This window comes from Pseudomonas sp. X4, from assembly GCF_040784925.1.
GTDB lineage: Bacteria > Pseudomonadota > Gammaproteobacteria > Pseudomonadales > Pseudomonadaceae > Aquipseudomonas > Aquipseudomonas putida_Z.
On sequence record NZ_CP160798.1, the window covers coordinates 4,830,013 to 4,850,826 of the forward strand.

19 protein-coding genes are annotated in these 20,814 nt (G+C 64.5%); 10 read left to right on the forward strand and 9 right to left on the reverse strand.

Features of this window, described 5'->3' with window-relative positions; genetic code table 11:
- Positions 1–116 precede the first annotated feature (116 nt).
- From catC to ABX298_RS21590, 4 genes are all read left to right on the forward strand, one after another.
- Entirely contained in the window at positions 117–407 is a 291-nt protein-coding gene (gene catC, locus ABX298_RS21575; RefSeq protein ID WP_013973066.1) for a muconolactone Delta-isomerase, read from the forward strand.
- 43 nt (positions 408–450) lie between these two features.
- Positions 451–1,386 carry a catechol 1,2-dioxygenase gene (gene catA, locus ABX298_RS21580; RefSeq protein WP_025338762.1) on the forward strand — a complete coding sequence of 312 codons (936 nt, stop codon included), beginning with the start codon at positions 451–453 and terminating at the stop codon, positions 1,384–1,386.
- A gap of 249 nt (positions 1,387–1,635) precedes the next feature.
- On the forward strand, positions 1,636–2,130 hold the full coding sequence (locus ABX298_RS21585; protein WP_367393614.1) for a GNAT family N-acetyltransferase: 495 nt from the start codon (positions 1,636–1,638) through the stop codon (positions 2,128–2,130).
- 127 nt (positions 2,131–2,257) lie between these two features.
- On the forward strand, positions 2,258–4,354 hold the full coding sequence (locus tag ABX298_RS21590) for a bifunctional diguanylate cyclase/phosphodiesterase (protein WP_286101721.1): 2,097 nt from the start codon (positions 2,258–2,260) through the stop codon (positions 4,352–4,354).
- 173 nt (positions 4,355–4,527) lie between these two features.
- Here ABX298_RS21590 and ABX298_RS21595 read toward each other — a convergent pair whose 3' ends face one another.
- Positions 4,528–5,352 (reverse strand): aldo/keto reductase, encoded by an 825-nt coding sequence (locus ABX298_RS21595; protein ID WP_367393615.1) that lies wholly within the window; start codon positions 5,350–5,352, stop codon positions 4,528–4,530.
- Positions 5,353–5,599: 247 nt separating this feature from the next.
- On the opposite strand from ABX298_RS21595, the gene ABX298_RS21600 reads away from it, so the two are divergent.
- Positions 5,600–6,478: a DMT family transporter gene (locus tag ABX298_RS21600; protein ID WP_015270753.1), complete on the forward strand. Its 879-nt coding sequence runs from the start codon at positions 5,600–5,602 to the stop codon at positions 6,476–6,478.
- Between the two features lie 106 nt (positions 6,479–6,584).
- Here the strand turns inward: ABX298_RS21600 and ABX298_RS21605 are convergent, their stop codons facing one another.
- Entirely contained in the window at positions 6,585–7,181 is a 597-nt protein-coding gene (locus ABX298_RS21605) for a hypothetical protein (protein WP_367393616.1), read from the reverse strand.
- Positions 7,182–7,280: 99 nt separating this feature from the next.
- A complete protein-coding gene (locus tag ABX298_RS21610) occupies positions 7,281–8,186 on the reverse strand; it encodes a LysR family transcriptional regulator (protein ID WP_025338767.1) in 906 nt (301 codons plus the stop codon).
- 447 nt (positions 8,187–8,633) lie between these two features.
- On the opposite strand from ABX298_RS21610, the gene katG reads away from it, so the two are divergent.
- Positions 8,634–10,892 carry a catalase/peroxidase HPI gene (katG, locus tag ABX298_RS21615; RefSeq protein WP_367393617.1) on the forward strand — a complete coding sequence of 753 codons (2,259 nt, stop codon included), beginning with the start codon at positions 8,634–8,636 and terminating at the stop codon, positions 10,890–10,892.
- 216 nt (positions 10,893–11,108) lie between these two features.
- Positions 11,109–12,437: a CDP-diacylglycerol--serine O-phosphatidyltransferase gene (gene pssA, locus ABX298_RS21620; RefSeq protein ID WP_367393618.1), complete on the forward strand. Its 1,329-nt coding sequence runs from the start codon at positions 11,109–11,111 to the stop codon at positions 12,435–12,437.
- 333 nt (positions 12,438–12,770) lie between these two features.
- On the opposite strand, the gene ABX298_RS21625 is transcribed toward pssA, so the two are convergent.
- Both ABX298_RS21625 and ABX298_RS21630 read right to left on the reverse strand, forming a co-directional pair.
- On the reverse strand, positions 12,771–12,926 hold the full coding sequence (locus ABX298_RS21625; protein WP_237140985.1) for a hypothetical protein: 156 nt from the start codon (positions 12,924–12,926) through the stop codon (positions 12,771–12,773).
- A gap of 24 nt (positions 12,927–12,950) precedes the next feature.
- Complete coding sequence (locus ABX298_RS21630; protein ID WP_039613879.1) at positions 12,951–13,298, reverse strand: hypothetical protein; 348 nt, start codon at positions 13,296–13,298, stop codon at positions 12,951–12,953.
- On the opposite strand from ABX298_RS21630, the gene ABX298_RS21635 reads away from it, so the two are divergent.
- On the forward strand, positions 13,297–13,521 hold the full coding sequence (locus ABX298_RS21635) for a hypothetical protein (protein WP_367393619.1): 225 nt from the start codon (positions 13,297–13,299) through the stop codon (positions 13,519–13,521). The genes ABX298_RS21630 and ABX298_RS21635 overlap by 2 nt on opposite strands.
- An 84-nt stretch (positions 13,522–13,605) precedes the next feature.
- Positions 13,606–14,748: a GGDEF domain-containing protein gene (locus ABX298_RS21640; RefSeq protein ID WP_367393620.1), complete on the forward strand. Its 1,143-nt coding sequence runs from the start codon at positions 13,606–13,608 to the stop codon at positions 14,746–14,748.
- A 415-nt stretch (positions 14,749–15,163) separates the two neighbouring features.
- On the opposite strand, the gene ppnN is transcribed toward ABX298_RS21640, so the two are convergent.
- The gene (gene ppnN, locus ABX298_RS21645; RefSeq protein WP_025338773.1) at positions 15,164–16,537 is read right to left on the reverse strand and encodes a nucleotide 5'-monophosphate nucleosidase PpnN; all 1,374 of its coding nucleotides are present in this window, start codon (positions 16,535–16,537) and stop codon (positions 15,164–15,166) included.
- Between the two features lie 212 nt (positions 16,538–16,749).
- The gene (locus ABX298_RS21650) at positions 16,750–17,811 is read right to left on the reverse strand and encodes a YeiH family protein (RefSeq protein ID WP_367393621.1); all 1,062 of its coding nucleotides are present in this window, start codon (positions 17,809–17,811) and stop codon (positions 16,750–16,752) included.
- Between the two features lie 111 nt (positions 17,812–17,922).
- Here ABX298_RS21650 and ABX298_RS21655 point away from each other — a divergent pair, with 111 nt between their 5' ends.
- Positions 17,923–18,810, forward strand: a complete 888-nt coding sequence (locus ABX298_RS21655) for a LysR family transcriptional regulator (protein ID WP_367393622.1) — start codon at positions 17,923–17,925, stop codon at positions 18,808–18,810.
- Positions 18,811–18,924: 114 nt separating this feature from the next.
- Here ABX298_RS21655 and pncB read toward each other — a convergent pair whose 3' ends face one another.
- Entirely contained in the window at positions 18,925–20,124 is a 1,200-nt protein-coding gene (gene pncB, locus ABX298_RS21660) for a nicotinate phosphoribosyltransferase (protein ID WP_085593128.1), read from the reverse strand.
- Entirely contained in the window at positions 20,121–20,771 is a 651-nt protein-coding gene (locus ABX298_RS21665; RefSeq protein ID WP_075044956.1) for an isochorismatase family protein, read from the reverse strand. Before ABX298_RS21665 ends, pncB begins: the two co-directional genes overlap by 4 nt.
- Positions 20,772–20,814: the final 43 nt, after the last annotated feature.

Here is a 20,814-nt window from a genome sequence, read left to right on the forward strand (position 1 = left end):
AGCCGCGAAGCAGGCGACGCGGTGGATGGCACGGGCTTCGCCCGTGTTCGCGGGTAAACCCGCTCCCACAGGGGCCGCGTAAGCCTTTAGACATTTGCAAGACAGGAGAAGACAACATGCTGTTCCACGTGAAGATGACCGTGAAACTGCCGGTCGACATGGACCCGGCCAAGGCCGCCCGGCTCAAGGCCGACGAAAAGGAACTGGCCCAGCGCCTGCAGCGCGAAGGCACCTGGCGCCACTTGTGGCGCATTGCCGGGCACTACGCCAACTACAGCGTGTTCGACGTGCCCAGTGTCGAGGCGCTGCACGACACCCTGATGCAGCTGCCGCTGTTCCCGTACATGGACATCGAGGTCGACGGCCTGTGCCGGCACCCCTCGTCGATTCACAGCGACGACCGCTGAGTCGCACCTGTCCACCTGACAAGAACAATATGAGGCAAGCACGATGACTGTGAAAATTTCCCACACTGCCGATGTTCAGGCGTTCTTCAAGGAAGTGGCCGGCCTGGGCCATGCCGAAGGCAACCCACGCTTCAAGCAGATCATCCTGCGTGTGCTGCAGGACACTGCACGGCTGGTCGAAGACCTGGAAATCACCGAAGACGAGTTCTGGCATGCCGTCGACTACCTCAACCGCCTGGGTGGTCGTAACGAAGCCGGCCTGCTGGCGGCGGGGCTGGGCATCGAACATTTCCTCGACCTGCTGCAGGATGCCAAGGACGCCGAGGCCGGCCTGACTGGCGGCACCCCGCGCACCATCGAAGGCCCACTGTATGTGGCGGGGGCGCCGCTGGCGCAGGGCGAAGCGCGCATGGACGACGGCAGCGACCCGGGCGTGGTGATGTTCCTCCAGGGCCAGGTGTTCGATACCGAAGGCAAGCCGTTGGCCGGCGCCACCGTTGACCTGTGGCACGCCAACACCCAGGGCACCTATTCGTACTTCGACTCGACCCAGTCCGAATACAACCTGCGCCGGCGCATCATCACCGATGCCGAAGGGCGCTACCGTGCGCGCTCCATCGTGCCGTCGGGGTACGGCTGCGACCCGCAGGGGCCAACCCAGGAATGCCTGGACCTGCTTGGCCGTCACGGCCAGCGCCCGGCGCACGTGCACTTCTTCATCTCGGCGCCGGGGCACCGCCACCTGACCACGCAGATAAACCTGGCCGGCGACAAGTACCTGTGGGATGACTTTGCCTATGCCACCCGTGACGGGCTGGTCGGCGAGCTGCGCTTTGTCGAGGATGCGGCGGCAGCGCGTGATCGCGGCGTAGAGGGCGAACGCTTTGCCGAGCTGGCGTTCGACTTCCACCTGCAGGCGGCCAAGGCGCCGGACGCCGAGGCGCGCAGCCACCGCCCGCGTGCGTTGCAGGGGGCCTGAGTGGTGTTATCGCTCCGGTTGTAGAGGTCGTTGTGGGAGCGGGTTTACCCGCGAAGAATGCGACACGGTGTATGGCACCGGCTGTGCCGGTGTTCGCGGGTGAACCCGCTCCCACAGGGGCCTGCTAAATCAATGAGTGATGTGCTTGTGATGGTTTTGCCTGGGCCTTTCCGTGCGGGGAGGGTCTGGGCTTTTTGCTGCCAGGGGCTGTTGATCTAGAATCCGTCTTTTTACCCGAGCCCCCGCACCATGCTGCCCATCGAACTGCTGGCAACCACTGCCGACCAGGCCCCGCTGATTCGCAACCTCTACCAGTTCTACGCCTACGAGTCCTCGGACTGGGAGCAGGAAGACGTCGAAGTGGACGGCCGCTTCTATATCCATGACGAGCACCTGCAACGTTACTGGCAGGCCGATGGCTGGGGCGCGTACCTGGTGCTGGCAGATGGTTTCATCGCCGGTTTCGTGCTGGTCGAACGCAGCGAGCTGCCGGGCATCAACGCGTTCGAACTGGCCGACCTGTTCATCCTGAAAAAGTACCGCCGACAGGGCATCGGCCGGGGGGTGGCATTGCAACTGCTGGGCAGCGAGGGCGACTGGCTGATGCGCTGTTACGCACAGGACATGCCTGCCGTGGCCTTCTGCAATGCCGTGCTGGCCGAGCTGTCGCGCCCGGCGCAGCCCATAGCCCTGGATGACGAACCGGGCTTGCTCAATTTCCTGGTGACGGGCGCCCGCCATTGAGGGGTTGCCAGCCTTCGTTCGCTAATTGAAGGGATCGTGGTTTTTTGTGAGCTACTTCACAAAATCGTCATCGGAGGCATAATGCCACCAATCCTTTTCACGCCTTTCGAAGGCCCAGGTAAAGTTCATGTCGCTAGTCGCAAGCCCCGACATCATGTACCGGCTGTTGATCCAGAGTGTGGTGGACTATGCCTTCTACCTGCTCACCCCCGAAGGTATCGTCGCCAACTGGAACCCCGGCGCCCAGCGCGCCAAGGGCTACCTGGCCGAGGAAATCGTCGGCCAGCACTACTCGTTGTTCTACACCGATGCCGAGCGCGCCGCCGGGCTGCCCGCGCTCAACCTTGAGCAGGCGCGCAGCACCGGGCGCTTCGAAGAGACCGGTTCGCGCCTGCGCAAGGACGGCACGACCTTCCATGCCCATGTGGTGATCGACGCGGTGTACGACGATGCCGGGCAACTGGTGGGCTTCGCCAAGGTCACCCGCGACATTTCCGAGCACCACCGGCAAGAGCTGGAACTGCTGCAGGCCAAGGAACTGGCAGAGCAGTACAGCCAGGAAATGACCAAACTGTCGCAGTTCCTTGATTCGGTGATTGCCAACATCCCCGCCAGCGTCATTGTCCAGGACCTGGAAAGCCAGCGCATCCTGCTGGCCAACCAGCAGGCCGAACGCCTGTTCGGCGGGCCGCAGCGCAGCATGACCGGGCAGTTGCCCGGCGAATGCCTGGCACCGGGTGTTGCCGGTTACCTGGAACAGCAACTGGCCCGTGGCGCCCGCAGCACCAAGGGCCATGCCGCCGAAACCCGGGTCGACACGGCCTGCGGCCCACGCACCCTGCGCAGCCGCACCTTGCTCAGCCAGAACCGTGAAGGCCAGGCCGACTACGTGCTGTTCGTTGCCGAAGACGCCACCGAAGAGCTGGCCGCCCACGCGCAGATCCACCACATGGCGCACCACGATGCGCTGACCGGGCTGCCCAACCGCACCCTGTTCAACGAACGCCTGCGCCAGGCGCTGGTGCGTGACAGCGAGCACGCCAAGCTGACCGCCGCCCTGTGCCTGGACCTGGACAACTTCAAGAACATCAACGATTCGCTGGGCCACGCCTTTGGCGACAAGCTGCTGCGCGCGCTGGGCAAGCGCCTGCGGCGCGAGCTGCGCGAACACGACACCCTGGCCCGCCTGGGCGGCGACGAGTTTGCCGTGGTGCTGACCGGCCTGGAGGGCCGGGAGGCCGCATGCAACACTGCGCAGCGCCTGATCAACGCGATCTGCCCACCGTTCCAGATCGAGGGGCACCAGTTCACGGTGGGGGTGAGCATCGGTATTGCCATTGCGCCTGATGACAGCGACCAGGCCGAGCAACTGCTGGGCTACGCCGACATGGCGCTGTACGAGGCCAAGCGCAACGGCCGCAACCGCTACGAGTGCTTCAACGTCGAACTGGACGTCGCCGCGCGCCAGCGCCGCCTGGTGGAAACCGACCTGCGTACCGCGCTGCACCTGGGCCAGTTGCAGCTGCACTACCAGCCGGTGGTCGACCAGCAGACCAGTAGCGTTACCGGCTATGAGGCGTTGCTGCGCTGGGAGCACCCGACCCGCGGCATGGTCATGCCCATGGACTTCATCCCCATTGCCGAGGAAACCGGGCTGATCCACGAACTGGGCAACCGGGCGCTGAACCTGGCCTGCCAGGAGGCGGCCAGCTGGGACAGTGAGCAGACGGTGTCGGTCAACCTGTCGGCGGTGCAGTTCAAGAATGCCAACCTGGTGCACACCGTGGCCCTGGCGCTGGCCGACTCAGGCCTGCCGCCGCAGCGGCTGGAGCTGGAGGTCACCGAGTCGGTGCTGTTGGGCAACAGCGAGGAGAACGTGCGCACCCTGCGTGCACTGAAGGACCTGGGCGTGTCCATTTCGCTGGACGATTTCGGCACCGGGTATTCCTCGCTGGGCTACTTGCGTTCGTTCCCGTTCGACCGGATCAAGATCGACAAGTCGTTCGTGCATGACATGTGCGACAGCCGCGAGGCGATGTCGATCATCCGCGCCATTACTGACCTGTCCAACAGCCTGATGATCAAGACCACGGCCGAGGGGGTTGAGTCGGAGGAGCAGATGCGCCGGTTGGCGGCGGAGGGGTGCTCGCACTTCCAGGGTTACCTGTACGGGCGACCGGCACCGGCGAACGAGCGGTTGAAGCAGGTCATGACGCCGGCGTAGTGCCCTTGCGCGGGCCTGCAGAATCACCACAGCCGATCGGCCCGGCGCAGTACCTGTGGGAGCGGGTTCACCCGCGAAGCAGGCGACACGGTGGCTGGCACCGGCTGCGCCGGTGTTCGCGGGTGAACCCGCTCCCACATGGGCCGTGCAAGCTTTCAAGGCTTGATCAAGGCTTAGCTGTTCCAGTCCGGCGCAAACGCCGGGCTCACCACCCGCTGGTCCTTCGGCAACCCGGCGATCGCCGCGCGGTCCTCGTCATCCAGTTGCACGTTCGACGCCGCCAGGTTGGCCAGCTGGTTCTCGCGGCTGCCGGCCTTGGGGATCACCGCCACGCCGTCCTGGTCCAGCAACCACTTCAGCGCCACCTGGCTGGGCAGTACGCCATGCTTGCGGGCAATCGCCTGGATCACCGGCTGCGCCGCCGCCTGCCCACGGGCCAGCGGGGTGTAGGCGGTGAGCAGCAAGTCGTGGCGGCGGGCGTAGTCCAGCAGCGGTTGCTGGTCGAGCAGCACGTGGTATTCCACCTGGATCGCCGACAATGGTGCGCCCAGGGTTTCCACCACCTGGCGCAGCAGCCCCAGCGGGAAGTTGGCCACGCCGATGCTGCGCGCCTTGCCCTCGTCACGCAGGGCCACCAGGGTTTCGATGCTGCGGGCCAGGTCCCAGTCCTGGCCGGGCCAGTGGATGTGGAACAGGTCGACCTGCTCGGTACCCAGCGCGCGCAGGCTGTCCTCCAGCGACTGGCGCATGGCCTTGGGCGCCAGGCGATCCCACCATACTTTGGTGGTCAGGTGAATCTGCTCGCGCGGTACATCGCTGTCGCGCAGGGCCTGGCCGACGGCGGCTTCGTTGTCATAGGCAGTGGCGGTGTCGATGTGCCGGTAACCCACTTCAAGCGCCTGGCGCACGGCCTGGGTGCACTCGCTGCCGGTCATTGGCCAGGTGCCCAGGCCGATCGCGGGCAGGTCCAGGCCGTTTCGGGTGGTGAGCCTTTGCATGTAAATTCCTTGTAGGGTGGGCAGGGTTCGCATTCGATGGTCGGCGATCAGCACGCCACGGGCCATGCGCGCGGGGCGGAAAGTGGTCGATCAGCGAACAGAAATTGCACTCGGCCTTGGCTGGCGGCAATTGAACTTCCTTATTCTTTGGCATCTCTTCTAGAATCCGAGCTGTTGCATCCGCCAGGCAACGCCTGCGCGGCCTTCCCTGGGCGCCGCATCCAGCCGCGCCGTCATCGAGAGTGCCATGAGTTCCAGCACACCGCTGTCCGGAGTCAACCAACCCCTGCGCGGCATCGCCCTGGTGGTGGTGGCGACGTTCCTGTTCGCCAGTCACGATGCCCTGTCCAAGTTCCTCGGCGGCCTGTACCCGATCATCATGGTGGTGTGGGCGCGGTATGTGGTGCACACGCTGCTGATGGCCGGCATCTTCCTGCCCAAGGCCGGCCTCAACGTGCTGCGCACCCGCCGTCCGCTGTTGCAGACGTTACGTGCCCTGAGCCTGTTGAGTACCAGCCTGCTGTTCACCACCGGCCTGCAGTACCTGCCGCTGGCCGAGGCCACGGCGGTCAACTTCCTGGCCCCGGTGCTGGTCACCGCGCTGTCGGCGCCGTTGCTCAAGGAGCGGGTGACGGTGGGGCAGTGGGTGGCGGTGGTGATGGGCTTCATCGGTGTGCTGGTGGTGGTGCACCCGGGCGGGGCGATGTTCACCCCGGCCATCCTGTATCCGTTCGGTTCGGCGCTGGGCTTCTGCTTCTATCAGTTGCTGACGCGCATCCTGGCCGCGCATGACAGCCCGACCACCAGCAACTTCTATGCGGGGTTGTGCAACACCCTGGCGATGAGTGCGCTGGTGCCGTTCTTCTGGGAGATGCCGCGTTGGGACCATGCGCTGCTGATGCTGGCGCTGGGTGGCTTTGGCATGACTGCGCACCTGCTGCTGACCCAGGCCTTCCGCCATGCGGCACCGGCCTTGCTGGCGCCGTTCAGTTATTGCCAGATCGTGTTTGCCGGGTTGCTTGGGTTGGTTGTCTATAGCCAGGTGCCGGATACCCTGAGCCTGGTGGGCATCTCGGTGATTTGCCTCAGTGGGCTGGGGGCGGCGTGGATGCAGCGGGGTAAGTGACAACCTGTAGTGGCCTCTTCGCGGGTAAACCCGCTCCCACAGGTACAGCGCAGCCCGTGGGCAGGGCGCTGTACCTGTGGGAGCGGGTTCACCCGCGAAAGGGCCCTCAAACGCGACCCTTCAACAACGCCTGCAACGAATCGTCAAAGTCCCGCAGCGCATCGGCCTGCACCGCCCGTTCATCCTCGGCCACCCGCGCCACATCGCCCAGGCTCTTGCTGGCCCGCCCTTCAGCGCGGCCGATGTAGGTCAGCTGGTCATCGAAAAAGCGCGCTACCACCCGGCTTTCGATATCCGCGCTGGCCAAACGGCTTTCGGTGTTTAGCAGCACGATCACATCCGGGTGGTCACCCAGCAGCGTGTCCAGGTCGTCATAGAAAGTCACTTCGGCAAACTGCTGCGCCAGTGACCGCGCCAGCCAGTCATACGCCTGGCTCTCGCTGCCCAGGGTCGCAACAGGGGCACGCTGGCCCTGGGCCGGTGCGGTTGCCTGGGTACGATGGCTGCCGAGGTATTCGAGGGTTGCTTCGGCGTCTCGCCCCAGCAGCACCGCCACCCTTTGGCCGGGGGCCAAGGCGACACTGGAAATGGCCGTGGCCGAATAGAAGTGCCCGTAGGGCTGCGCGTCGGTAGCGGCCGGGCTGGCACAACCGCCAAGGGCGGCCAGCAAGGCGAGCAGGGCAGCGATCATGCCGGTTTTCATGGGAGGCCTCATCAATCAGTGAATGCCGCCATCTTCCGCCCGGGCTTGCCGCAGCGGAACTTGATGGCATTCATGGTGGCTATCGATGAGGTCGATGCATCACTGCGTGGCCATGAACTGCAGGATGCGCTCGCGCAGCCAGCGCTCGGCCGGGTCATTGTCCTGGGCGCCGCTCCAGACCATCGACAGTTCGGCCTCGGTGATGTCGAACGGCGCCGGGTCGGCGCGCAGGCTGCCGTCGTCGGCCAGGGCGCAGGCGGCATAGTCCGGCACCGTGGCGATCAGCTCGGTGTTGCGCAGCAGGGCGCGCAGGCTGCCGAACTGCGGCACCGCCAGCACCACCTTGCGGCAGCGGCCGATGCGCGCCAGGTCGAGGTCGATATTGCCGCTCATGTCGCCCGAGAACGACACCATCACATGCGGGCGGGCGCAGTATTCGTCGAGGGTCAGCGGGCCCGGGCGGTCATCGGCGCGCAGCACCCGCACGCCAATGTTGCGCAGCTTGCGGCGCTTGGCGGTGGCCGGCAGGTCCGTGGTGTAGCTCACGCCCACCGAGATCTCGCCGCTGGCCAGCAGCCCCGGCATCAGCAGGAAGTTGGCCCGGCGCACCACCACGCTGATGTTCGGGGCCTCTTCGCGCAGGGCCTGCAGCAGGGCCGGGAACAGGCCGAACTCGGCATCGTCCGACAGGCCCAGGCGGAACACGTTGCAGCTGTTGACCGGGTCGAACTCGCGGGCGCGGCTGATGGCGGCGGAAATCACATCCATGGCCGGCCCCAGCTCGGCGAAGATCTGCATGGCCCGTGGCGTGGGCTCCATGGCCCGGCCGTTGCGGATCAGCAGCGGGTCGTCGAACAGCTCGCGCAGGCGGGCGAGGGCGGCGCTGACGGTGGGCTGGGTGATGAACAGCTTTTCGCCGACCCGGGTCAGGTTGCGTTCGATCATCAGGGCTTCGAACAGTACCAGCAGGTTCATGTCGACGCGGCGCAGGTCGTTGCGGTTCATGAGGGGGCGGGTTCCGGAGTAGAAGGGGTGGCGGTGTATTGAAGCATGTGGCCAGCCTGGTTGCCTTGTATGGATGTGCCGGCCTCTTCGCGGGTAAACCCGCTCCCACAGGATCACCACAGGTCCTGAGGGCTGTACCGTACCTGTGGGAGCGGGTTTACCCGCGAAGAGGCCGGCACAGGAAGGCTGACAGAGCCAACCTATCACCCCTCAATAGCCACTCTATTAGAACTCTGTCCAAGCTCGGCTAGTCTTTCCCCTGGCCCCGCGAATTCCGCGAGCGGGCGGCGTGTCAGCACTTGCGTGCAAGACCGCACCAACCCCGTCGTGACAGCTTCGCAAGCCCCGTGTAGACCTGATGAGGGGTAGCACGAGCCCACGCGCTCGGCTGAAAGAACACCTGGCAAAGACCGGAAATCTGGATAACCGACCCAAAGGTACCCGCAGATGTCGAACGAATCGAAATGCCCGTTCCATCAAACCGCAGGTGGCGGCACCACCAACCGTGACTGGTGGCCTGACCAGCTCAACCTGAGAATTCTTCACCAACATTCCTCCAAGTCCGACCCGATGGACCCGGGTTTCGACTATGCCAAGGCGTTCAAGAGCCTCGACTTCCAGGCCCTGAAGAAAGACCTGACCGCCTTGATGACCGACTCCCAGGACTGGTGGCCCGCCGACTTCGGCCACTACGGCCCGTTGTTCATCCGCATGGCCTGGCACAGCGCCGGTACCTACCGCATCGGCGATGGCCGGGGTGGTGCAGGCTCTGGCCAGCAGCGCTTCGCCCCGCTCAACAGCTGGCCGGACAACGTCAGCCTGGACAAGGCCCGGCGCCTGCTGTGGCCGATCAAGCAGAAGTACGGCAACAAGATTTCCTGGGCCGACCTGATCGTGCTCACCGGCAACGTCGCCCTCGAATCCATGGGCTTCAAGACCTTCGGCTTCTCCGGCGGGCGTGCCGACGTGTGGGAGCCGGACGAAGATGTGTACTGGGGTTCGGAAAAGGTCTGGCTGGGCGGAGACATTCGTTATGGCAATGAGCAGGTCAAGGCCCAGCCGCCAGGCCAGGGTGACCTGGTAGCAGAGCCAGCCAAGCACCCAGAGGAGCAAAGCCGGGACCTGTCCGGCGAGCGTAACCTGGAAAACCCCTTGGCTGCTGTGCAGATGGGCCTGATCTACGTGAACCCGGAAGGCCCGGACGGCAACCCCGACCCGGTAGCCTCGGGCAAGGACATCCGTGACACCTTCGGCCGCATGGCCATGAACGATGAAGAAACCGTGGCGCTGATCGCCGGTGGCCACGCCTTCGGCAAGACCCACGGTGCCGGCCCTGCCGACAACGTTGGCCCGGAGCCGGAAGCTGCAGCCCTGGAGCTGCAGGGGTTGGGTTGGGCCAACAAGTTCGGCAGCGGCAAGGGTGGCGATACCATCACCAGCGGCCTGGAAGTGACCTGGACTTCCACCCCCACCCGATGGAGCAACGAATACCTCAACAACCTGTTCAACTTCGACTGGGAACTGACCAAGAGCCCGGCCGGTGCCCACCAGTGGCGGCCGAAGGAGGGCAAGGGGGCAGGCACCGTGCCGGATGCCCATGACCCGGCCAAGCGCCACGCGCCTTCCATGCTCACCTCCGACCTGGCGCTGCGCTTCGACCCGATCTACGAGCCGATCGCCCGCCGCTTCAAGGACAACCCTGAGCAGCTGGCAGACGCCTTCGCCCGTGCCTGGTACAAGCTGATCCACCGCGACATGGGCCCATTGGCGCGCTACCTGGGCCCGGAAATGCCCAATGAAGAGCTGCTGTGGCAAGACCCGCTGCCAAAAGTCGACCACCCGCTGGTGGGTGAGCAGGACATTGCCGCGCTCAAGGCCAAGGTGCTCGCGGCGGGCCTGAGCGTTGGCGAGCTGGTGGCCACTGCCTGGGCGGCGGCGTCGACCTTCCGCGGTTCGGACAAGCGTGGTGGGGCCAATGGTGGCCGCCTGCGCCTGGCGCCGCAGAAGGACTGGCCGGCGAACCAGGGCACAGGCAAGGTGCTGGCGGCGCTGGAGAAGATCCAGGCCGAGTTCAATGCCGGTGGCAAGAAGATCTCCCTGGCTGACCTGATCGTTCTGGCTGGCGCCGCCGCAGTGGAAAAGGCTGCCAAGGACGCCGGGCACAACGTCAGCGTGGCGTTCCGCCCGGGGCGTACCGATGCCTCCCAGGCGCAGACCGACGTCGAGTCGTTCGCCGTGCTGGAGCCGCTGGCCGATGGCTTCCGCAACTTCACCAAGGCCCGCTACAGCGTCAAGGCCGAGAAGCTGCTGCTGGACAAGGCCCAGTTGTTGACCCTGACCGCGCCGGAAATGACCGTGCTGATCGGCGGCCTGCGCGTGCTCGGCGCCAACCATGGCGGCAGCCAGCAGGGCGTGTTCACCGACAAGGTCGGTACCCTGAGCAACGACTTCTTCCGCAACCTGCTGGACATGGGCGTTGAGTGGAAGCCGACCTCGGCGTATAACGAAACCTTCGAAGGGCGCGACCGCAAGACCGGGCAGGTGAAGTGGACCGGTAGCCGGGTTGACCTGGTGTTCGGCTCCCATGCCCAGTTGCGGGCGTTGAGCGAGGTGTACGGCAGCAGTGATGGCCGGGACAAGTTCGTGCGGGACTTTGTCGCGGCCTGGGAGAAAGTGATGGAGCTGGATCGCTTTGACCTGAAATAGCTTCGTCAGAAATGGGGGCGCTTTGCGCCCCTATCGCGACACAAGGCCGCTCCCACAGGTTCGGCGCCGCATGTGGATTCGGCGCTGGCTTGTAGGAGCGGCCTTGTGTCGCGACAGGGCTGCAAAGCAGCCCCGTGCTCTCCGGGGGCTGGACCATTTCAATCTTCCTGTGCAAGCTGATGCACGACAGTGATTGCACACAGAAGGTGATCGTTCGTGAACCCCGAAACCATGCTGGCGGCATTGCCAGGCTACGCCATGTCGGCCGAGTCGATACAGGTGCTGCCCGATGCCAAGGCCTACCGCGCCTGCCTGCTCGAGCGCATCCGCGCCGCAACCCGGCGTATCGTCATCGTTGCGCTGTATCTGCAGGAAGACGAGGCCGGCCAGGAAGTGCTGGATGCCTTGTACCAGGCCAAGGCCGCGCGGCCGGGGCTGGAAATCACCATCGTGGTCGACTGGTTCCGTGCCCGCCGCGGCCTGCTGGGCGCCGGGCGCCAGCCGGGTAACGCCGCCTGGTACCAGGCCCAGCGCCAGCACCATGGGCTGGACATCGTCATCCATGGCGTACCGGTGCAGACCCGCGAGCTGTTTGGCGTGTTGCACCTGAAGGGCAGCATCATCGACGACTGCGTGATCTACACCGGCGCCAGCCTTAACAACGTGTACCTGCACCGTTTCGACCGTTATCGCCTGGACCGCTACCACCTGTTCCAGTCACCAGAGCTGGCCGACGCGATGGTCGGGCTGGTGCGGCGCCTGCTGCACCACACCGCCACGCCGCGCCTCGACCTGCCGGCGCCACCCTCCACCCGCAGCCTGCGCGGCGACATCCGGCGCTTGCGCGCGCGGCTGCGGCGCATGGCCTATGAGGCACCGGCCAGCGCAGCGGGGCAGGGCCTGCGGGTTATTCCGCTGTTGGGTGTGGGCCGTGGCAACCCGCTGAACCGGGCACTGTGCGCCTTGCTGGCGGCGGCGCGCACGCAGGTCATCATCAGCACGCCGTATTTCAACCCGCCCCGGGTGCTGATGCGCGAGCTCGACCATGCCCTGGCGCGTGGCGTGCGGGTGGAGCTGATCGTTGGTGACCGCACGGCCAACGACTTCTATATCGCCCCCGGCGAGCCGTTCAGTGCCAGCGGCGCGTTGCCCTACCTGTACGAAGACAACCTGCGCGCCTTCACCCGACGTCGCCACGCTGCGATTGCCAGCGGCCAGCTGCAGGTGCGGATCTGGAATGACCCCGGGCATACCTTTCATGCCAAGGGCGTGTGGGTAGACCAGCGCTATTCATTGCTGACCGGTAACAACCTGAACCCGCGCGGCTTCAACCTGGACCTGGAGAACGGCCTGCTGATCGATGACCCGCAAGGGCAATGGCTGGGGCAACGGGAGGCAGAGTTGACCGAGTTGCGCCGGCATGCGCCGAAGATCGGCTCGGCAGAGGAGTTGGGGGTCAAGGCCGAGCACCCCAAGGAAGTGCGCAAGTTCCTGCGGCGGCTGCGCTATAGCCGGCTGGAGCCGCTGATCAAGCGGGTGCTCTGAGGGATTCAAGCGTTTTTGTGGGCGCGGCCTTGTGTCGCGAAAGGGCCGCAAAGCGGCCCCAGACGTTGGTGTCACTACCAAAATTGCCGGGGCTGCTCTGCAGCCCTTTCGCGACGCAAGGCCGCTCTCATAGAACTGCACATAACTCATTGAATTAGCAGGGCCCCTGTGGGAGCGGCTTTAGCCGCGAACACCGGCGCAGCCGGTGCCATACCGCGTTGGATTCTTCGCGGCTAAAGCCGCTCCCACAGGGTACGAGGATCGCTTGCGAATTCAATTATCTGTGCGACAGCGCAGCCCAAAGGGCTGGGCAATCTCCCACAGTGACCGCAGTCAGGCTGCTGCACCTTTGGCCTCAGCCACCTTTGTTTCCTGTTTGCCCCGCGGCTTGAGCCGCGACACCGCAAACAGCACCACCGCCAACCCGACGACCTGATACAGCGAAATCTCCTCGCTCAGGATCGCCCACGATGCCAGCACCGTCAGCACCGGCCCCAGGTTGAGCGGTGCGCTTTACTGCGCCGGGGCCAGGCGAATACCACTCACCTGCACCTGATCACCGGGCTTGAAGCGGGCATTGGGCGAGCGATAGCGCTGGGTACTGCCGTCGTCATGGCGTACCACGTAGGCCGCGTCGCTGTGCCCGCTGCCTTGTTGCACGGCGGCGCCGCCAAATGCACCTAGGGCTGCACCGGCGATGGCGCCGAACGGGCCACCGAGCGCGGCGCCGACCATCAGACCGCTGACGCCGCCGGCGCCATAGCCCACCGTGTTGTCGGGGCTTTCCGAGAGCACCTCGTCGGCGCAGGCGGGCAGGGCGATGGACAGGGACATCGCCAGAGGGAGGAGGATATTTTTCATGATGTTTATTTCCGCAAGGCAGGTAGTGGCGAAAGAGAATGGTTCAGCTTTCGTGCCAGCTGGGCAGCCCTTGCAGATGGGCGTGTTGCGCTGGTGTGTTGTCATAACGACAGCGGTTTTTGTGGTGCAAATGACAGGCTGGTGTCAATATGACATTCACTCGCACGGGTATCGGCCAGGGCTGGGCTATCATTTGCAGGCTGGTGGTGTAAGGCTCCTCTGAAAAGTCATCACGAGCGCATACAATCGGGCCTTTTCCTCGTCAACCAGATAGGCCAAACCGTTCATGGCGCTTGATCCACCCACGATGCTGACTATCTCGATCGCCCTGGCTGCCGCGGCTGCGTTGTACCTGGCAATCGAGTGGCGCAGCGTACGCGAGCCGTCGCTGCTGTTCTGGAGCGCAGGCTTTGCCACCATCACGATTGGTTCCACCCTGGCCTTGCTGCGTGGCATCGGTTTGTTGCTGATCGGTATCTGGTTCGCCAACGGCTTGCTGGTGGTGGCGCACTGGTTCTTCCTGGTGGGGGTGTTGCGCTTCACCCAGGTGCGGCTGTCGCGTATCTGGTTATCGGTCGTGCTGGTGTGGTTTGCCTTGCTGCTGATGCCTGTTGGGCCGCAGTGGTCGAAGGTGATGCTGATGGTCAACTCGTTGCTGGTGGCGCTGTTGACGCTCAAGGCCAGCTGGCTGTTGCGGCCGCATGGCAAGTCGCTGAGTGTTGGCGCGGTGCAGTTGCGCTATGTGTTGCTGGCGCATGGGTTGTTCTATGTGGCCAAGGCGATCATTGCGATCACACCGGGTACGCTGATTGACCTGGCCACCTTCGGCGGGCTGATCATTCAGGTTTCGTTGGTCGAAGGTGCGATGGCGATCATGCTGATTGCCTTGTCGATGACCGGCACCGTGCGCTACCGGCGCGAGGAGCGGATTGCCCGCCTGGCGGCCCGTGACCCGTTGACGGCGCTGTACAACCGGCGTGCACTGGAGGTGCGGGCGGGGCCTTTCTTCAAGGCAGTGGATTCGGCGCAGCCCGGGGCCTTGCTACTGATCGACATCGACAACTTCAAGCTGGTCAACGACCTGCACGGGCATGTTGCAGGGGACCGCTTGCTGATTGCCCTGAGCGAGATCATTCGCACGGTGCTGCCCGAGCGCTCGCTGGCCGCGCGGCTGGGCGGTGATGAGTTCGTCATTCTGCTGTGTGGTGCGAGCAGCGAGCGGGTCATGGAGCTGGGTGGACTGCTGCGCGAGCAGTTCCAGCAGTACGCAAGCAAGACGGTACCTACGCCGCAGCCGGTCACCTTGAGCATCGGCGCCAACCTGTTCGACCAACCGCCGACGAGCCTGGCAGCCTTGATCGAGCAGGGGGATGTCGCCTTGTACCAGTCCAAGCGCGGTGGGCGCGACAGCATCCGCTTCGTCGAACGGCCGATGGCCGACCTCAGTTAGTAGCAGTTTTGCCTTGGCTTCTGCCTTTGCCTTTGCTTTTGCTTTTGCTTCTAAGCGCGCGATAGTTCAGGCGCCGCCGATTGCGACTTCAGGAGGCCGAGCGAAGGGACTGCGGAGGGAGGTGACGGGCATGGATGCCCGTCAAGCGCTGAGGCCCCATGGATGGGGCCTGCAGCGCGTACTCCCGGGAGCAGGCCCGTAGCGAGGGGACCCCGGAGCGTAGCGTAGGGGCCGGATGATGGGAGCGGACGGTTTTTGGTTCCTTTTTGCCACGACAAAAAGGGACCCGCCGTAAGGGCGGAAAGGTGACTCAGCGCCACCATCGCGAATGAATGTCTACTAGATGTGAAGGCCCACATCCAAAAAGCCAAATAGCTGCAGGCCCCATCCATGGGGCCTCAGCAAGAATGGCGAATCAGGTCACCACCTGGTAGCACGGTACATACGCCGCGCCGCCAGGCAACTTCATCCGATGCTGGTCGACGAACGCCTGCAACAGCCGGCCCAGTGGGTCCAGCACGGCGCTGTCGCCACGGATCTGATACGGCCCGTGTTCCTCGATCAGGCGGATGCCCTTGTCCTTCACGTTGCCGGCGACGATGCCGGAAAACGCCCGGCGCAGGTTGGCGGCCAGTTCGTGGGCCGGCAGCTCGCGCCGCAGGTCGAGGTCGGCCATGGCCTGGTGGGTCGGGTCGAACGGGCGCTGGAAGCTCTCTTCGATCTTCAGCAGCCAGTTGAAGTGGAAGGCATCGTTGCGCTCCCGGCGGAACTGCTTCACCGCCTTGAGCCCTTCGACCATGTGCCGGGCAACTTCCGCCGGGTCATCGATGATGATCTCGTACAAGCGATGCGCCGCTTCACCCAGTGTGGCGCCGACGAACGCGTGCAACTGTTGCAGGTACGGCTCGGCACTGCGCGGGCCGGTGAGTACCACCGGGAACGGCAGGTTCTGGTTGTCCGGGTGCATGAGGATGCCCAGCAGGTAGAGGAACTCCTCGGCCGTGCCGGCACCGCCCGGGAAGATGATGATGCCGTGGCCGACACGGACGAAGGCTTCCAGGCGCTTCTCGATGTCCGGCAGGATCACCAGTTCGTTGACGATCGGGTTGGGCGCTTCGGCGGCGATGATGCCCGGCTCGGTCAGGCCCAGGTAGCGGCTGCCGTGCATGCGCTGCTTGGCATGGGCAATGGTGGCGCCCTTCATCGGGCCCTTCATCACACCCGGGCCGCAGCCGGTGCACACATCCAGCTTGCGCAGGCCCAGCTCGTGGCCGACCTTCTTGGTGTACTGGTATTCCTCGCTGCTGATCGAATGGCCACCCCAGCACACCACCATCTTTGGCTCCACGCCCGGGCGCAGGGTGCGAGCGTTGCGCAGCAGGTGGAAGACATAGTCGGTGATGCCCTGGGAGCTTTCCAGGTCGATGCGCTGGCTGGCCAGCTCGCTTTCGGTGTAGACGATGTCGCGCAGGGCGCTGAACAGCATTTCACGGGTGCTGGCGATCATTTCGCCATCGACGAAGGCGTCGGCCGGGGCATTCAGCAGCTCCAGGCGCACGCCGCGGTCCTGTTGATGAATACGCACCTCGAAGTCCTGATAGGCCTCAAGGATGGTCTTGGCATTGTCGACATGGGCGCCGGTGTTGAGGATGGCCAGGGCGCACTGGCGGAACAGGGTGTAAAGGCTACCGGTACCGACTTCACTCAGTTGCTGCACTTCACGTTGTGACAGCGTCTCCAGGCTGCCTTTGGGGCTGACGGATGCATTGATGACATTGCGTTGAGGCATCTAAGTCTTTCCTGTGCGGGTAAAACATCCTTCTTTGACAACACCATACCGAGAAATGTGGACGGCAACGAGGGGGGGCAACAAAAACCTCATCAGACCGAGCCGCCTGCTTCGCGGGTAAACCCGCTCCCACAGGTACGGCGCAGGTTCCGAAAGCAGCGCGATACCTGTGGGAGCGGGTTTACCCGCGAAGCAGGCGACTCGGTCTCAAGTCATCCCAACAGCTTCTGCACGCCAAGGGTAATCGCCACGCCACCAAACACCAGCCAGAGGTTGAGAATCGCCCCGGTGGCCAGCGCCCGCGGCCCGGCCTGGCGAATCTGGCTGAGGCGCGTCTCCATCCCCAGCGCGGTCATGGCCATGGTCAGGGCGAAGGTATCCAGGCTGTTGACCGCCTGGGTCACGCTGCCCGGCAACACCTGCAGCGAATTCACCAGCACCAGCGCGAGGAAGCCGAAGGCGAACCACGGCATGGCGATGCGCCCGTTGCCCTGTGCCTGGCCCGGCTGGCGCGCGCGGCTGATCCAAAGGCCCACCACCAGCAGCACCGGTACCAGCAGCATCACCCGGGTCATCTTGACGATGGTGGCGATATGCGTGGCCTCGGGGCTGACGTTGCTGGCCGCACCGACCACCTGGGCCACTTCGTGAATGGTGCCACCCAGGAACAGCCCGGCGCCCATGGCGTCCAGTTGCAGCCAGCCGGCATTGATCGCCAATGGGTAGAGGAACATCGACAGGGTGCCGAACAGCACCACGCTACCAACCGCCATGGCGCTTTTGTGCGGTGCACTGCGCAGCGCCGACTCGAAGGCCAGAACCGCGGCGGCGCCGCAGATGGCGCTGCCGGCCGCGGTCAGCAAGGCGGTATCGCGGTCCAGCTTGAACAGCTGCATGCCGCACCACAGGCCGATCAGCAGGGTGCTGGACACCACCAGCAACGACACGATGAGCCCGGACCAGCCGACTTCGGCAATTTCCTGCAGGCTTACCCGCAGGCCGAAGAAGGCCACGGCAATGCGCAGCAGGCCGCGGGCGGAAAAGTTGATACCCGCCGCCCAGCTAGCCGGTACACCGTCACGCAGTGCATTGCCGTAAAGCGCACCGGCGACGATACCGACGATCAGCGGGCTGATACCCAGGTTGGCGATGGCGGGCAGGGCGGCCAACTGGGTGACCGCAAGCGCGAACAGCGCGACGAACAGGATGCCATTGAGCCGCCCTCGGGTAGAGAGGGTAGGTGCAAAGGCGGGGTTGGACGGAGCCGTGGCCATGTGAGTCCTCCGGAAAGGTGTTTCGACATGGCTTACGTTAATGTGGTTATAAGCTTATAAAAAATCGTAATTTAGGATGGCAAATATCCGTTTAGCTGATATTTTTCATTCATGACCCCAGAACAACTGATAACTTTTGCCACCGTCGCCGAGTACGGCAACATCAGCCATGCGGCCCAGGCCTTGCATTTGTCGCAGCCGGCGGTGTCTGGCCAGCTCAAGCTGCTGCAGGAGGCCTTTGGCGAGCCGCTGTATCAGCGCGCCGGCCGGGGTGTGCGGCTGACAGCAGCCGGCGAGCAATTGCTGGCCCATGCCGAGCGCCTGCGCGAAACCTTCCGTCAGGCCCAGGCATTGCGCGAGGCCATGCGCGGGTTGGAGCGCGGTACCTTGCGCATCGGCGCCAGTACCACGCCGGCCAGCTACCTGCTGCCTTACCTGATTGCCGATTTCCATGCCCGCTACCCGGAGGTGCTGGTGAGCACTTCCAACGGCAATACGGCAGAAATCGTCGCTGCGCTGGACAGCGTCGATATCGCCCTGATCGAAGGGCCGCCTGGGCAGGAACTGCCATTGGGCACGGCGGTGACGGCGTGGCGGGAGGACGAGATCGTGGCCATCGTGCCGCGTGGTCATCCGCTGGCTGGCAGTGACCGACAGACGCTGGCGTCGCTGGGGGTTTACCCGTTGGTGCTGCGCGAGAGCGGCTCGGGTGTGCGGCAGATCGTCGAGCGGGCATTTGCCCGCAGTGGCGTGGCGATGCGCGTGGCGCTGGAGATTGCCGGGGTGGAAGGGGTGAAGGAGGCAGTACGGGCCGGGATGGGAATTGGTTTTGTGTCGGCGATGTCGATCCGGCATGAGGATGGGGCGTTGCAGCGGTTGCAGGTTGTGCCGCAGGCGTTGGTGCGGCGGTTTTCCATTCTGGTGCCGCATGCAGCCACCCCGTCGCGGGCTGCGGCGCGGTTTCTGGAGTTGTGTGTTGGCCTGCAAGAGGTGGGGTGACTCTGCTGGCCTCTTCGCGGGCTTGCCCGCTCCCACAGGTTTCTCACGGTTCTTGAATGCGGTGCAGTACCTGTGGGAGCGGGCGAGCCCGCGAAGAGGCCTGCACAGGCAACCTCAATCCACCCGAAACACATGCTTCAGATAGGCCACGAAGTTCTCATCCCGGCACTGTGTCTTGCCCGGGCTGTCGGAAATCTTGGCCACCGGTGCCCCATTGCAGGCCGTCATCTTGATCACGATGTTCATCGGCTCCACCCCCGGGATATCGCAGGTCAGCCTGGTACCAATGCCAAAGCTCACATTGATCCGCTCATGCAACGCCCGGTACAGCCCCAGCGCCTTGGCAAGGTCCAGCCCGTCGGAAAAGATCAGGGTCTTGCTCTTCGGGTCGATCCCCAGCCGCTCATAGTGGGCAATGGCCTTTTCCGCCCAGGCCAGCGGATCGCCCGAATCGTGCCGCAGGCCATCGAACAGCTTGGCGAAGTACAGGTCGAAATCGCCGAGGAACGCGTCCATGGTGATGCAGTCGGTCAGGGCGATGCCCAGCAGCCCCCGGTATTCCCGCACCCAGCATTCCAGCGCGGCAGCCTGGCTGTCGACCAGGCGCGGGCCGAGTTGCTGGTGGGCCATGAACCACTCGTGCGCCATGGTGCCGATCGGCTTGAGCTGGTATTCGCGGGCCAGGTGCACGTTGCTGGTACCGACAAAGCGGCCTGGGAAGTCACGCTTCAGAATGTGCACCACCTCTTCCTGCACCCGGTAGGAGAAGCGCCGCCGGGTGCCGAAGTCGGCCAGTTGGAAACCGGCCAGTTCTTCGGCGCTGGCCTCGGCCTTCAGCCAGTCGAGGTTCTGATACAGGCGCTCGCGGACCTGTTCGATCACCACCTCGCGATAGCGGTAGCGGTTGCGCACCTCGCTGATGATCGCCAGCAGCGGGATCTCGTAGAGAATCACGTGCAACCACGGCCCGCGCACGCGAATCGCCAGTTGCCCGGCATCATCCAGGCCTACCTGTACATAGCGCAGGTTGAAGCGGAACAGGCTGAGAAAGCGGATGAAGTCCGGTTTGATGAACGGGATCTTCTCCAGGTAGGCGAGCTGGTCATGCGTGATGCTGACATCGGCCAGTTGCTCGACCTGGTAACGGATTTCCGCCAGGTAAGGTGCGAGGTTCTCGCCGTTACGGCAGCGGAACTCCCATTCCACCTCGGCGTTGGGGTAGTTGTGCAGCACCGCCTGCATCATGGTGATCTTGTAGAAGTCGGTGTCCAGCAGGTTCTGGATGATGCGTGGGCCGAAAACGCTGTCGCTCATGGGCGGTCTTCCTTGATCAGAGAGAGCTGGTGGTCGAGCGCGGCTTCGTCGCCGCAGAGGATCACGCCGTCGGCGGCCAGGGCGCCACACGCCTCGATGGCGCCTGCCTGGGTGAGGGCGCGGCAGGCCGGCAGGTACAACAGCACCTGGAAGCCGGCCTGGCGCAATTGGCGGGCGGTGGTCCTGACGCAATAGTCCAGGGCCAGGCCACCGACGATCACCGCGCCCACCTGCTGCACCTTGAGGTATTCGATCACCCCGGTGGAGCGGCGTTCGGCCAGGTCGTGGTAGCAGGCGCCGTAGGGGTGCAGGTCGGGCTCGACGCCTTTCCACACGAAATAGTCGTAGTCGATGGGGGCCGGCAGGCCGGGCAGCAACTCGAAGCCGGGTGTGCCGGGGACGCAGTGGCTGACCCAGGTCAGGTCGGCGTTGGCCAGTTGCAGGGGCTGCAGCATGTGCGCGGGGTCGGCGACTACCCAGGCGGCGTTGGCCGGGTGGGCGTCCTTGCTGCCCAGGCGCAGATCGGCGCGCAAGGCCATGGTATTAAGATCTACCGCGATTTCATTGCCTTCGGGAACCGGCAGCTCTTGCGGCACGTTGCTGGTGAAGCCGTTCTGGGCGTCGACATCGAAACTGGCGATCTTCATGGCGGTTCTCCTCGCTGGAATGGATACATAATTCACTTGGTGT

What these genes read in the sequence shown, in the direction of transcription:
- ABX298_RS21585 (WP_367393614.1), top strand. Translation starts at nt 1,636, where the DNA reads ATGCTGCCCATCGAACTGCTGGCAACCACTGCCGACCAGGCCCCGCTG.
- ABX298_RS21595 (WP_367393615.1), bottom strand. Translation starts at nt 5,352, where the DNA reads ATGCAAAGGCTCACCACCCGAAACGGCCTGGACCTGCCCGCGATCGGC.
- ABX298_RS21605 (WP_367393616.1), bottom strand. Translation starts at nt 7,181, where the DNA reads ATGAAAACCGGCATGATCGCTGCCCTGCTCGCCTTGCTGGCCGCCCTT.
- ABX298_RS21640 (WP_367393620.1), top strand. Translation starts at nt 13,606, where the DNA reads ATGCTGACTATCTCGATCGCCCTGGCTGCCGCGGCTGCGTTGTACCTG.
- catA (WP_025338762.1), top strand. Translation starts at nt 451, where the DNA reads ATGACTGTGAAAATTTCCCACACTGCCGATGTTCAGGCGTTCTTCAAG.
- ABX298_RS21655 (WP_367393622.1), top strand. Translation starts at nt 17,923, where the DNA reads ATGACCCCAGAACAACTGATAACTTTTGCCACCGTCGCCGAGTACGGC.
- ABX298_RS21600 (WP_015270753.1), top strand. Translation starts at nt 5,600, where the DNA reads ATGAGTTCCAGCACACCGCTGTCCGGAGTCAACCAACCCCTGCGCGGC.
- ABX298_RS21635 (WP_367393619.1), top strand. Translation starts at nt 13,297, where the DNA reads ATGATGTTTATTTCCGCAAGGCAGGTAGTGGCGAAAGAGAATGGTTCA.
- ABX298_RS21590 (WP_286101721.1), top strand. Translation starts at nt 2,258, where the DNA reads ATGTCGCTAGTCGCAAGCCCCGACATCATGTACCGGCTGTTGATCCAG.
- ABX298_RS21665 (WP_075044956.1), bottom strand. Translation starts at nt 20,771, where the DNA reads ATGAAGATCGCCAGTTTCGATGTCGACGCCCAGAACGGCTTCACCAGC.
- katG (WP_367393617.1), top strand. Translation starts at nt 8,634, where the DNA reads ATGTCGAACGAATCGAAATGCCCGTTCCATCAAACCGCAGGTGGCGGC.
- catC (WP_013973066.1), top strand. Translation starts at nt 117, where the DNA reads ATGCTGTTCCACGTGAAGATGACCGTGAAACTGCCGGTCGACATGGAC.
- ABX298_RS21650 (WP_367393621.1), bottom strand. Translation starts at nt 17,811, where the DNA reads ATGGCCACGGCTCCGTCCAACCCCGCCTTTGCACCTACCCTCTCTACC.
- ABX298_RS21610 (WP_025338767.1), bottom strand. Translation starts at nt 8,186, where the DNA reads ATGAACCGCAACGACCTGCGCCGCGTCGACATGAACCTGCTGGTACTG.
- pncB (WP_085593128.1), bottom strand. Translation starts at nt 20,124, where the DNA reads ATGAGCGACAGCGTTTTCGGCCCACGCATCATCCAGAACCTGCTGGAC.
- ABX298_RS21630 (WP_039613879.1), bottom strand. Translation starts at nt 13,298, where the DNA reads ATGAAAAATATCCTCCTCCCTCTGGCGATGTCCCTGTCCATCGCCCTG.
- ppnN (WP_025338773.1), bottom strand. Translation starts at nt 16,537, where the DNA reads ATGCCTCAACGCAATGTCATCAATGCATCCGTCAGCCCCAAAGGCAGC.